Source organism: uncultured Brachyspira sp., assembly GCF_934747485.1.
GTDB lineage: Bacteria > Spirochaetota > Brachyspiria > Brachyspirales > Brachyspiraceae > Brachyspira.
Window position 1 is genome coordinate 1 of the sequence record NZ_CAKVGN010000076.1, and the last position, 12,858, is coordinate 12,858.

The window sequence follows — 12,858 nt, forward strand, 5'->3', positions numbered from 1 at the left end:
GTTAATTAAATTATAAGGAATACCTGCTTTTTTTAAACTAAAAAACGTGCAATATGTATGGCTCCTAAACAATAATATAAAAATATTGTTTTTGACAAAATATAATTTATTAGTATAATATTAAGGCTATATAAACAATTAAAGGTAGGCAAACTATGTCAACATTAAAAACATTTACAAGCAAAGAAAATAATAAATTTGATTATGATTCAAGATTAAATAGATTATTAGATATAACTAAAGAAACAATTTTAATAACTAAAAATGAAAATATATTTTATCTAACAGGTTTTAAGGGTACAGCAGGCTGGCTTTTAATATATGATTCTAAAAAATATTTATTTGTTGATTCAAGATATTTTGAAGTAGCCTCCAAGGTAACTCATAAAACTACAGTAATTTTAGTTGCAAATACATATCAAGAAGCTGTAGCTGAGTTTGTGAAAGAAAACAACATAAAAGAGGTAAGCGTAGCTAAAAATGCATTATATCTCAGTGATTATGAAAACATAGTGGCTTCTATGGTAAATAATTCTATTAAAGTGTCTATAAGTAAGGCAGATATAGACTCTATAAGAATAATAAAAGAAAAAGAAGAAATTAATATAATAAAAGAAAATCTTCATAGTGCTGAAAAGGCTATGATAAAAATGTTATCAACTGTAAAAGAAGGAGTTACAGAAAAAGATTTAGCAGCCGAGCTTGAATATCAAATGAGAAAAGAAGGCGGAGATAAAACAGCATTTGATACTATATTACTTTTTGGTGATAGAAGTTCTCTTCCTCATGGAGTTCCTTCAGATAGAAAATTAAAACTTGGGGATAATATTTTGATGGATTTTGGATTATCGAGAGATGGTTATAAGAGCGATATTACAAGAACTTTCTTTTTTGGCAAAGGCGATAAATTTGATGAGATGCAAAAAATATATAATATAGTAAAAGAGGCAAATGATAAAGGAGCAAAAGCTATACATTCTGGAATAACTGGAAAAGAAGTTGATAATGTTGCAAGAGAGATTATAAAAAATGCTGGATATGGACAATATTTCGGACATGGGCTTGGACATGGTGTCGGACTTGAGATACATGAATCTCCTAGATTATCTCCTATAGTTGATCATATGCTTGACGGAGGGGCTGTAGTTACTATTGAGCCTGGAATATATCTTCCAGATTTTGGGGGAGTAAGAATAGAGAATATGGCTATAGTAACTAAAGATGGTCCTGCAATTTTAAATAGCACATCAACTGATTTAATTATATTATAATACATGGCTAAAAGAAAAAAAAAGAAATTAAATAAATTATTTTTGCTTTTCATAGCAGTTGTTTTTGTTTTAATATATTATTATTATAATAAATATGACAAAATAGAAGCTCAATATTTTACTAAAAAAATAGAAAGATATAATAGAGACGACTGGGGAAGATGGACTGATGATGACGAGGACGGACTTAATACAAGAAACGAAGTTCTTTTAGAAGAATCTTTGATAGAGCCTATAATCTCAAATAACAGAATAGTATCCGGAAGATGGTATGATAAATACACTGGCAAATATTTTGATGACCCTAAAGATTTGGATATAGACCATTTAGTGCCTTTAAAAAATGCCTATATAAGCGGTGCTAGTAATTGGAGCAAAGAGAAAAAAAACAGATATTATAATTATTTAAAGAACGAACATCATTTAATAGCTGTTTCAAGAGGTGCCAATCGTTCTAAAGGGGATAAATCTCCTCTTGAATGGCTTCCAGAAAATGAAGAATATCAATGCGAATATATTAGAGAGTGGTATAGAATAAAAAAAGATTGGGGACTTACCATTGAAGACGGTTTTGATGAGCTTTCAAATAGAATTTGCAAAGGAAAATAAAAATATCTGCATTATCATTTTTAATTGACAAAAGATAATAATAGTATAACATGCAAATATAAGATTAGATAAGGAGGCTATAATGAAGAAGTATCTATTTCTAATGATATTACTAATTAATAGTTCAGTATTTGCTAAAAGCGGTTTTGAAGCTATAATAAATGCTAATATTGGTAAATCTATTGGCATACCTATTGGAGATGCTGGCTTTGAAAGAAAAGTTTCTTTTGGGTTTGATGCTGCACTCACAGCTCAGCTTGGTTTTTTGGCAGATTTAAATAATAATATGGCTGTAAGCATATTGGGAGAAATAGGTCTTAGTCATGATAATTTTTCTTATAGAATACCTAATACAATATTTCAAAAACATACTATTCATAATCAGTTTACTAGTTTGCAATTAGGAGTGCTTCCTAAATTTAATATTAATAATTTTTCTGTAGGATTAGGAGCTGGAGTAAAAATTCCTTTTCATGGAAAAATAAAAACATATACAAGAGTATCAGATACAGAAAGTTATAAACGTTATGAAAGAATTTATTTTAATGAAATAAAATCTATATACAATCAAATGTTTGTTATACCATATATAAAATTAACTTTTGATTGGTATTTTTCAGACATAAATTATGAAACAAGAGAATATGTTGATACAAGAGATTTTGGTATAGGTTTTTATTTGGGTTATAATTTTGGACCTAAATCAAGAAATTATATAGGAACAGACAGTTTTGATATTGGCTTGCAACTATCTGTAAGATTTAAGCCAGGTAAAAATTAAAAAATTAAAAAGAGCATTATTTTTATTAAGTAATGCTCTTTTATTAAATACTCTCTTTAGTTTTTGAAATTAATATAATATCGCCTATTTTCATTTTTTTATCTACTGCCTTACACATATCCCATATAGTTAAAAGAGATATACTAACTGCTGTTAAAGCTTCCATTTCTATTCCTGTTTTATAACTGCATCTGCAATATGATGTTGCAATTATTCCATCGTCTTCCAAAATAAAATCAATAGACACTTTTTCTATATTAATGTTATGGCATAAAGGAATAAGATTAGAAGTTTGTTTTGCCCCCATTATACCAGCTATTCTTGCCACAGATATAACATCGCCTTTTTTTATATTGTTTTCTTTTATTAAATAAATAGTCTCTTTAGATAAATATATTTTTCCCTGTGCTTTAGCTTCTCTTTTTACAACATCTTTATTTCCAACATCAACCATATTAGCATTGCCGTTTTCATCTATATGAGTTAATTCCATATTATCCTCCTATTGTACTAATAGATTTAACATCACTGTAAGTGCCATTCTCAGGCTTGCCTTCAATGCATCTTATAATAGAGCCTCTTATATCATTAAAATCAATTTTGAACTTAATATTACTATGCAAACAGCTAAGCAAATAACCATCAGAAAGAAGCCTTATCCTATTGCAATACTTGCATCTGTGAGGTCTGTCATAATTAATACTATCAAGCTTTTGAGAATTAATATTATAATACTGAATGGTTTGTAATTTAGCATTAACGCTGCTTGCATATTTTTCTAATAATGGCAACTCTTCTCTACTCTTATCATCATAAACAACAACATTAATCTTTAATTGAAAGCCAAATTTAGAAGCAATTTCAATTCCTTTTAAAGCATCTTTTAAATTACCGCCCCTTGTAATATATTTATATCTTTCGTCATCTAAAGTATCAAGGGAAATATTAACAGAATCAAGTCCAGCTTTTTTTAATTTTTCTGCAATAGAAGAAAGAAGCAAAGCATTTGTAGTCATAGCTATAGTTTCAATTTTTTTTACTTTTCTAATCATAGCTACAAGCTCATCGATATTTTTTCTCACTAAAGGTTCACCTCCAGTAAGACGCACTTTTTTAACTCCAAGTTCTGCCGCCTCTTTTACAACATCATATATTTGTTCATAAGATAAAATTTCATTATGACTTTTTTTTTCAAAATCCTCTTCAGGCATGCAATAAATACACCTTAAATTGCATCTATCTGTAACAGATACTCTAATATAATTAATATCTCTATTAAAGGAATCTAACATCAACTATACTCCCCTCTTTTATATTAGAAACACCTATATCTATTTTTAATATACCATTAGCCTCAGAAAATGATGCTATCATAGAAGAGTTATTATAGTTTATAAGTCTTGCTTCCAATTTAGTATTATTATGAATTAGTTTTATAGGTACATACTCAAGTCTTTCATTATCTTTTCTATTAAACTCATCTACTAATACAGCATTTGTATAACTGCTGTCATAGCTTAAGCCCAAGCAGCTTAATATGTAAGCTTTAACCATAATCTCAAAAGTCATAAAAGAAGAAACAGTATTACCCGGCAAAGCAAATACAGCCTTTTTATTAAGCTTGCCAAAAAATAAAGGCTTACCGGGTTTCATAGCTACACCATGAAATATTTGTTTTACTCCAATGTCTAACAGCTCTTTATGCACATAATCAAAATCTCCCATAGATACTCCGCCGCTTATAAGCACAATATCATTTTCTTCTATAGCTTTAGAAAGTATGTTTTTTATTTGTACTTCATCATCATTCACTTTACCATAAAACTTACTATCACAGGATAGTGCCAAAGTTCTCGATACAAGCATAGGAGCATTAGCATCATATATCTGACCATCTTTTAAACTCTCTCCAATATTTGCTATTTCATTGCCTGTAGAAACAACTGCCACTTTAATTTTTTTCTTTACATCAATATTTGAAAAACCAAAACCTGCTAATATTGCTATATCTTTTGGAAGTAAAAATTTTTTGTCTAATATCTTTTCACCTCTTTTTTTATTGTTTCCTTTTTTTATTACATTATTACTAATTTCTTTTTTGGTAAATTTAATAATAGTTTTACCTGTTTCTATTTTTTCAGTCCATTCAACTCTCTGTACAGCGTTACAATTCTCTGGAAGCATGGCACCAGTCATAATCTTTACACATTCTCCGCTATTAACTTTTATTTTTTCACAAAGCCCAGCATATATGATTTTATCTTTAATTAAAACGTAATTATCCTTATTTTCATCTTCTTTGTTGTATGCATAGCCGTCCATAGATGATTTGCTAAAAGGAGGGTCGTCATTTAAAGCATAAACATCATTAACTAAAACTCTGTTATAAGAATCAAGCACAGATATATTCTCTTCTCCATAATCTTCTACATTTTCTAATACTAATTTTAAAGCCTCATCAGGATGCAAAAAAGTTCTAGACATTTTTAATTACCTCAAATATAAACTATTAAATATATTATTCTAAAAACATAATATTATCAATATTAAGAGCTAAGTTTATCTCCATTCCAATATAATAATCTTTTTTATAATTACATTTTTGCAAATGCCATATTATTTCACTTTCACTATTTATAGGACTAACAGTGATAACATAAGAAAAAATCTCTTCTACTATCTTTTTAATACGGCATTTTATATTGATGTTTTGAGAATTATTATCATTTTCAAAAAAACTATTAGCCCTCACACCTATATAATTTATATTATTATTACTATTAATTATAATATTCCAATCAATGCACTCTATTTTTTTATCTTCTAACAATCTAACCCTTGAAAAGTTCTCACATCCAACAAGCAAGGCAGAAAAATATGTCTTTGGGCTTTTAAAAATATTATGCTTAGAATCTATAACCTCAAATTTACCTCGGTTTAATATTCCTATATTATCAGCCATCTTATAAACTTCTTCTCTATTATGAGATACAAATAATGTAGTGCCATTAAATTCTTTTATACTCGATAAAATAAACTTTTCTAACTCCAATTTTATATGATAATCTAAAGCACTCAAAGGCTCGTCTAATAATAATATATTAGGTGATGATACAAATATCCTCGCTAAAGCGGTTCTCTGCTGTTCTCCTCCAGATATCTCTCTTGGCTTTTTATTTTTTATATCATATATAAAAAACTTTTTCATTATATCTTCAATATTGATATCTTTATTTCTAATTCCTGCTTTTATATTTTCTTCAACTGTCATGTTTGGAAATAAAGCATAATTTTGAAATAAAAATCCAACGTTTCTCTTTTGAGGCTTAATATTAATATGTTTTTTAGAATCATAAAAAACTTTACCATCAACTTCTATATATCCTTTGTCTGGCTTCTCTATACCGGCAATACATTTTAACGCCATACTTTTCCCACTTCCAGAAGCTCCAAGTATAGCAAATACCCCTCCGCCACTCGTCTCAAATTGTAAATCTAAATCAAAATTAGATAATCTCTTTTTAATATCAACTATTAAGCTCAATATTAAAACCTCAAAATATATTTTTTATAATCTTTTTTTAATGCTGTTAGAAACAGGTATTATAATATTCATCATCATTATGCTTATGAACGATATAGCAACAATTATTATAACCCACCTAAAAGCCAAATCTCTATCTCCAGCCTGTACAGCAGTATATATAGCAAGCGATATAGTTTGAGTTTTATTAGGTATATTCCCAGCAATCATAATAGTAGCACCAAACTCTCCTAAAGCCCTTGTAAAAGAAAGTATAGCCCCTCCCAATATTGACTGCCAGCTGTTTGGAAGCATTATTCTCCAAAATATCCAATTCTCAGATTTTCCTAATGTTTTAGCAGCATTTATAATATTAGTATCTATTTGCTCAAAAGCTCCTTTGCTAGTTCTATACATTAATGGAAAAGAAACTATAAAAGAAGCAAGTATGGCTCCCCTCAAAGTAAATATAAAAGGAAAACCTAACTTTTCAACTATGCTCCCTATAAAAGAATTCCTTCCAAAAAATATAAGCAAAAAAAATCCAACAACCGTAGGAGGAAGCACTAAAGGAAGAGTAAATACTATATCAAATATAGATGAAAATCTCTTTATTTTAAAAACAGCAAAGGCAATATATATTCCAACAAAAAAAGTTATTATGGTAGAATAGAATGCTGTTTTTAGAGAAAGTATTAATGGAGAATATTCCATATTATTCTACTACAGTAAAGCCATAATTTTTAAATATCTCTTTTGATTTATCTGTAGAAATATAATCAATAAACTTCTTTGCTTCTTCTTTGTTTTGAGAATATTTTATTATCGATATAGGATAAATAACTTTTTTATGAGTACCTTCTGGAGCTTCTGCTATTATATTAATATTTTTTGCTATTTTAGCATCAGTAGAATACACTATACCGCAATCAACTTCAGCAGTCTCAACCCAATCAAGCACATTTCTAACATCAGAACCATAAACAGCTTTTTCTTTAGCAATATCTAATATAGATAAATTACTCAATATCTCTTCAGAATACTGCCCTACTGGTACACTTTTAGGTTCACCAAGACCGAGTTTTTTTACGTTAGCATTAGTTATATCTATAAATGACTTAATATTTAAATTAGAGTTCTTTGGAGAAATTAAAACAACTTTATTTTCAAGCAAATCTTTTCTGGTTTCACTATCAATTAAACCTTTTTCTTCTAAAGCATTCATTTGTTTTTGTGCTGCAGAGAAAAATATATCTGCAGGAGCAGAGGCTTCTATTTGAGCTTGCAAGGCACCAGATGAAGCAAAAGAAAATATAACTTCTGTTGATGTTTCTTCTTTGTAATTATTAGCTAATTCTGTAAGCACGTCTGTGAGGCTTGCTGCTGCTAATACATATATTTCTTTATTCTTTGAATTAGATTGAGTATTATTTGATTGATTGCATGATACAAATAAATATGATATTAAAAAAAATGCAAATATAATCTTTTTCATAATATTTCCTTTAACAAAATTTTATATTAATGCCCTTCACCTTTTATCATAGCTATGATATGTTCAAGCAAAGGTATAATTAATTTAGTACAATATTTTGCTGCCTTCTCACTTCCCGGAAAATTTACTACAAATACATTATCATTAACACCAGCATAGCCTCTTGAAAGAGAAGCAAATATAGTCTCTTTCATAGATTCCTGCCTTAAATAATCTGACACTCCCCTAACTTCTTTTTTACAAAACTCCATCGTGGCTTCAGGAGTCACATCTCTTTTTGATAACCCTGTGCCTCCTGTAGTTATTATTATATCAAACTTATCTTTATTATTTTCTAATGCATTTAATATCATATCATATTCATCTGGTATAATAATTTTTTCTATATTTGAAATCTTAGAATCTAATTCTTCTTTTAAAGTTTGTAGAATAATATCACCGGATTTATCTTGATATATGCCTTTATATGCCCTATCAGATACAGTAATAACAAGTATCCTCAACTGTAATCTCTCCTCCCTTAATTACCCTCGCAAATATGCCCCTCTTAGGCATAATACAATCACCAACTAACTTTTTTATATCGCATCCTTTATGGCATTCTTTTCCTATTTTTGAAACTTCTAATATAGTATCGCCTATATATATTTTAGTGCCTATTTCTAAACTATAAAGCTCTACACCTTTTGTAGTAATATTTTCTGCAAAATCACCAGGCTTTAAATTAGCATTCATTTTTTTATTTGTATACTCTATATCTTCAATTGCAAGCAAAGAAACCTGCCTATCACTTAATTTATCAAAATGAGCATCATTAAATACACCTTTATCTTCAACTAAAACAATACTTTTTACAGGTGTTTTTATAGTACCAGTATTTTTAGATATATTTAAAGATACTAAACCAAATTCTTTATTTTCCATATTCGCATTAGTATATAAAAAAAACAAAATTAGTCAATAAAAATTATCTATTATTTTTATTAACATATTTTTTTAATTTAATCAAAAACTCATTTTTACCATTCTCATCTGTAAGAATATACTTAAAAATAAATCTAAAATAAGGATGATAAACATATGTTGTTTCTTTTATTGTTATTTTTGTTTTATTTTCTCCTTCATCTTCTAATATATATGTCCACAAAACAGTAAATTCATTTTCTAATTTAACAATAGAAATCTCTGTTCTATCATCAGTATTAATCCTTCTTACTTCTGTCAGTTCTTGATATGTCTTTCTATTACTATAGGTTTGCATAATTTTTAATTTATCATCTTCTATCTTTTCTACACTAACAACAGATAAATATTTTAACCATATAGGATAATTCTCATAATTTACTAACAAGTCAAACAAATCATTTCTTTTTATTTCTAAAACAGAAGATTTTGTTTTTGTAAATGATGGATATAATTTTTTTCCTATATGGTTAGGTACTATTATCATTACAGCCATTAACACTAATGGAAGAATTATAAATACTGGAACTAAATAGAACATAATATTTATTTACTCTTATAAAAACATTAATTACAAGATGCCTTACCAGTTCTTACGTTTGTTCCGCCTGCTGTTTTTATCATGCTGATAATATTTTGATTTCTTGACTCACAAGCATAAGTATAGGCTGTTTTATTTAATTGTTTGCTTACAATATTTACATCTACTTTTTTATCCAAAAGAAATTTAACAGCTTCTTCTCTGCTATTGCCTGCTGCAACCATTAGCATAGTTTCTCCATCTCTTTTATCTTGTTCATTTAAATCAAGCTTACCATTATATAAAGGATATAAATATTCAATTACTTCAATATTTCCTCCAAGTATAGCAGATTTAAAAGCACTTGTAACATCAGCAGTGTCTCCTGCATACAAATTAGCTCCTTTAGTAACTAAATACTCAACTACATCTAAATAACCTATAAATGCTGCACAACCTAAAGCTGTTTGTTTTAAACTTGCTGTATCTTGAACTTCAATATCTTGTCCTGCTTCAACCATTCTTTTTATCTCTTCTAAATTCCCCTCTTTAACTGCATCAAACCATTTTGCATTAGGTCCTTTAGATTTTTCTCTATAAAATATTCTATGAGAAAGTCTTCTCGGATTTGCTAAATTTGTTAATTGCTCTGGAGTTAGCCTTGTAAATCTATCTACTTGCGAGTATAAAGATAACGACATAAATAAACTAATAATTATAAAAAATACACTTCTTTTCATTTTTACCCCCTATATGATAAAATTAGGCTTATTATACTTTATATTATAATATTATCAATACATTATATAAATAAAAATCTATATATACTCTATATCAGTAGAATTATTAAATTAGCACAAACTATATAAGCATTCTAAAATAACAAAAAATTGACAACTAAATAAAAGTTAGTATAATACTTAACATAATTTTAAAATGAAGTTTAAATCAATTTAAGGAAGTTTTATGAAAAAAATTATACTATTAATAATGGCTTTTTTAATAAGCTGCAATAATAATAATAAATCTGATGCCACACAAAATAATACAACACTTAATAACAATACAAACATAACAATCACTAACAATACCACTCAAAATACAAATCAAATTATAAGTAAGCAAACAATTGTAGCAAGAAATAAAAAACCTGAATTCAAAAATAAATATCCAATTAAAAATTATACAGAAGCAGAAGTCGATGAAATATTATACAAAACTATTGACACAGAATTATCAAATTATGAAATATCTGATAATTCCAAAAAAGAAAGAAGGGAAGAAGAAAAACAAAGATTAGAGCCTATAAAAAATTTGCTCTTAAAAAACATAAACAGTAAAGATGAAAATGGAAATAATGTATTGATGTTAATACCTGAACTTGATTATAGAAATTATGCTTATAATGATTTAGTGAAATGGCTTGTTGAACATGGAATTAGTTTAGATGATACTAGAATACTAAATTATAATTATACTGATGAAATAATAGATTATTTATTAGAAGCTGGAGTTAATTTTGATTATCAAACAGTATATAATAAAATTAACTCAGAAAATGATAATTATAATTTAATATCAAAATTGGTTAGAAAATTAGAATCTGCAAATTATTATTTTTCTGATATAGATTATCAATTACAAAGCGATTTATTATTTGAAGCTATTTTAAATGATAATTTAGATTTAGTAAGATTATTTTTAAAACTTGGTGCTGATATAAATTCCATAAACAGAATGAGAGATGGTTATGTAGGAACTCCTTTAATGTATAGTGCCTATTATGAAAAGTATGATATTATGGATTATTTAAAAGAAAATAATCCTGATATTACTATTCACTGCTTTCAAGATAGAGAAGAATTGGAAAGTATTCATACTTATGATAGCCATATATCTTTTGTATTGATGAAAAATTTTCCTGTTTTAAATCCTACAAATTTAATTAATACTGTTATCACTGGAAATAATAATGAAGATTTAATGATAAGAATATTAAATAAAATATCTCAAACTTTTAAATTTGCAGATACTAGCTATATTTATTCACCTGCCTCACAAAAAGAATTTACAAACAATAATGAAAAATATATTTTAATACAAAGTCATATATTAAATGAAGAATATATAGAAAATCTTATATTAATGGAAGAATATGTATATGATTTTGAAGTAAACGATAAATATTTTAATTATGTATCTATATGGAAAAGAGATAAAAACGATGAAAATAAAGCACAGTTTATAACAGGCTTTTATCCAATGCAAAATGATGACTACTCACAAACTTATGATATTGCTTCATCAGGAAATTATATGACAATAGAAGCAACTGATGATAATGGTACGTATTATTATACATTCATAATAGAAAATAATGATTTTTATTTAGATAAATTTTCTTTCTCTAAGTATAATATATCAAATAGTAAGGAAGAAAAAAACGAAGAGCATTATTATAATTACAAAACAGATGCTAATAAATTTAATCATACCAGCAGAATAAAAGCTATTGATTTAGAAAGAGGTTTCTTTAGCAAGTTAATAGAAGAATATAATAAATAAAAAATAATGAAGGGCTTTAGTTTTTAATTAACTCAAAGCCCCTTGTTTTTGTAAATCAATAATTAATTCATAAAAAATTAAAATTCTTTACCATTTCCTATTTTTATAATGAAACCAAGTCTTTTAGCATATTTTCAATACTTTGGCTAATTTAAAATATACTTATAATTTTTCTATTTCTTCTATACTCAATTCTGTATATTTAGAAATTGTATTAAAATCTATATTATCTTTCTTCATATTCTTAGCCATAGATATTTGATTTTCTTTAATACCTTCTTCTCTGCCTAACCTTCTTTCTTCTTCTAACATTATTTGATTACCATATAAGTATGCTTGCCTTTTATCATACTCATTCATCATTAATCTATCTTTAACAAAGTTATTATATCTTTTCTGTACTTCTTCCATTATAGGCTTTTCTTTTACTAATTCTGACATAATTTCCTCCTTATTATTTTTCTCTTTCATTGTAAAAAATTTAAGCCAGCAATTTAAATCTGGCTGTAATAAATCATATTTAAATTTTTTCAATTCTAATATATGTATTTGTAAATGGTCTGTTAATAATCTTTTATTATTAGTGTCATAAATCATATAACAGGAATGTATAGAATCATTATCATCTAAATTGAAATTAAGTAAATTTATATTTATTACAGGAGTTAAAGCATCATATCTTTCTCCATGTTTTAAAAGTTTATTGTAATTAGATGCCCAATAATAAAGTATTCTTTCTGGAAATCTTGAATTGCCTTGTAATTGTATTTCTATTATAACAACTGCCCCATTTTGAGTTATGCACTTAACATCTGCAATAGTTTCTTTATCTTCATAATTTTCTTTATAGTTAAAAGGTGTAAGTATTTCTACACTTCTAAAAGTTTTCATATTAGAATCAAGCATTATTGAATTAATAAAGTCAAGCACTATAGGGTTACTGTCTGATGATGAGAATAAATATCTCACAAAATAATCATTCAATACATTAATATTTCTGCTCATAACTTTATTATACAAAAATAATTACAAAAGTAAAGTTTTCATTATTTTCTTATTTGCACAGGAGCCAGACATATTGCAGTTAGGAATTCCTTAATTTCTTAAAGTATAGCATAGGTGTATCATAAT

General features: G+C 26.9%; 15 protein-coding genes. 4 read left to right on the forward strand and 11 right to left on the reverse strand.

Annotated features, from left to right (window positions below):
- Positions 1–155 precede the first annotated feature (155 nt).
- The 3 genes from Q0H31_RS11430 (at position 156) to Q0H31_RS11440 (ending at position 2,661) form a co-directional block, all read left to right on the forward strand.
- Complete coding sequence (locus tag Q0H31_RS11430; protein ID WP_295298298.1) at positions 156–1,271, forward strand: Xaa-Pro peptidase family protein; 1,116 nt, start codon at positions 156–158, stop codon at positions 1,269–1,271.
- 3 nt (positions 1,272–1,274) lie between these two features.
- A complete protein-coding gene (locus tag Q0H31_RS11435; RefSeq protein WP_295298300.1) occupies positions 1,275–1,880 on the forward strand; it encodes an HNH endonuclease family protein in 606 nt (201 codons plus the stop codon).
- An 82-nt stretch (positions 1,881–1,962) separates the two neighbouring features.
- Complete coding sequence (locus tag Q0H31_RS11440; RefSeq protein ID WP_295298302.1) at positions 1,963–2,661, forward strand: hypothetical protein; 699 nt, start codon at positions 1,963–1,965, stop codon at positions 2,659–2,661.
- A 43-nt stretch (positions 2,662–2,704) separates the two neighbouring features.
- Here Q0H31_RS11440 and moaC read toward each other — a convergent pair whose 3' ends face one another.
- Genes moaC through Q0H31_RS11490 form a run of 10 tightly spaced genes read right to left on the reverse strand, consistent with a single transcriptional unit; the run spans position 2,705 to position 9,902 of the window.
- Complete coding sequence (moaC, locus tag Q0H31_RS11445; RefSeq protein WP_295298303.1) at positions 2,705–3,154, reverse strand: cyclic pyranopterin monophosphate synthase MoaC; 450 nt, start codon at positions 3,152–3,154, stop codon at positions 2,705–2,707.
- A 1-nt stretch (position 3,155) separates the two neighbouring features.
- Positions 3,156–3,953, reverse strand: a complete 798-nt coding sequence (locus Q0H31_RS11450; RefSeq protein WP_295298305.1) for a GTP 3',8-cyclase MoaA — start codon at positions 3,951–3,953, stop codon at positions 3,156–3,158.
- Positions 3,937–5,145, reverse strand: coding sequence for a molybdopterin molybdotransferase MoeA (locus tag Q0H31_RS11455; RefSeq protein WP_295298307.1), 1,209 nt, complete (start codon positions 5,143–5,145; stop codon positions 3,937–3,939). The genes Q0H31_RS11450 and Q0H31_RS11455 overlap by 17 nt, the downstream gene beginning before the upstream one ends.
- Positions 5,146–5,179: 34 nt before the next feature.
- The gene (locus Q0H31_RS11460; protein WP_295298309.1) at positions 5,180–6,205 is read right to left on the reverse strand and encodes a sulfate/molybdate ABC transporter ATP-binding protein; all 1,026 of its coding nucleotides are present in this window, start codon (positions 6,203–6,205) and stop codon (positions 5,180–5,182) included.
- A gap of 24 nt (positions 6,206–6,229) precedes the next feature.
- Positions 6,230–6,898: a molybdate ABC transporter permease subunit gene (gene modB / locus Q0H31_RS11465; RefSeq protein WP_295298310.1), complete on the reverse strand. Its 669-nt coding sequence runs from the start codon at positions 6,896–6,898 to the stop codon at positions 6,230–6,232.
- A gap of 1 nt (position 6,899) precedes the next feature.
- Positions 6,900–7,679 (reverse strand): molybdate ABC transporter substrate-binding protein, encoded by a 780-nt coding sequence (gene modA, locus Q0H31_RS11470; RefSeq protein ID WP_295298312.1) that lies wholly within the window; start codon positions 7,677–7,679, stop codon positions 6,900–6,902.
- A 26-nt stretch (positions 7,680–7,705) separates the two neighbouring features.
- Positions 7,706–8,182 carry a MogA/MoaB family molybdenum cofactor biosynthesis protein gene (locus Q0H31_RS11475; RefSeq protein ID WP_295298314.1) on the reverse strand — a complete coding sequence of 159 codons (477 nt, stop codon included), beginning with the start codon at positions 8,180–8,182 and terminating at the stop codon, positions 7,706–7,708.
- Entirely contained in the window at positions 8,154–8,603 is a 450-nt protein-coding gene (locus tag Q0H31_RS11480; protein ID WP_295298316.1) for an MOSC domain-containing protein, read from the reverse strand. The genes Q0H31_RS11475 and Q0H31_RS11480 overlap by 29 nt, the downstream gene beginning before the upstream one ends.
- A 43-nt stretch (positions 8,604–8,646) precedes the next feature.
- Complete coding sequence (locus tag Q0H31_RS11485; RefSeq protein ID WP_295298318.1) at positions 8,647–9,183, reverse strand: SRPBCC family protein; 537 nt, start codon at positions 9,181–9,183, stop codon at positions 8,647–8,649.
- Positions 9,184–9,209: 26 nt separating this feature from the next.
- On the reverse strand, positions 9,210–9,902 hold the full coding sequence (locus tag Q0H31_RS11490; protein WP_295298320.1) for an ankyrin repeat domain-containing protein: 693 nt from the start codon (positions 9,900–9,902) through the stop codon (positions 9,210–9,212).
- A 226-nt stretch (positions 9,903–10,128) separates the two neighbouring features.
- Here Q0H31_RS11490 and Q0H31_RS11495 point away from each other — a divergent pair, with 226 nt between their 5' ends.
- A complete protein-coding gene (locus Q0H31_RS11495; protein WP_295298322.1) occupies positions 10,129–11,727 on the forward strand; it encodes an ankyrin repeat domain-containing protein in 1,599 nt (532 codons plus the stop codon).
- A gap of 162 nt (positions 11,728–11,889) precedes the next feature.
- Here Q0H31_RS11495 and Q0H31_RS11500 read toward each other — a convergent pair whose 3' ends face one another.
- Positions 11,890–12,732, reverse strand: coding sequence for an Rpn family recombination-promoting nuclease/putative transposase (locus Q0H31_RS11500; protein WP_295298324.1), 843 nt, complete (start codon positions 12,730–12,732; stop codon positions 11,890–11,892).
- Positions 12,733–12,858: the final 126 nt, after the last annotated feature.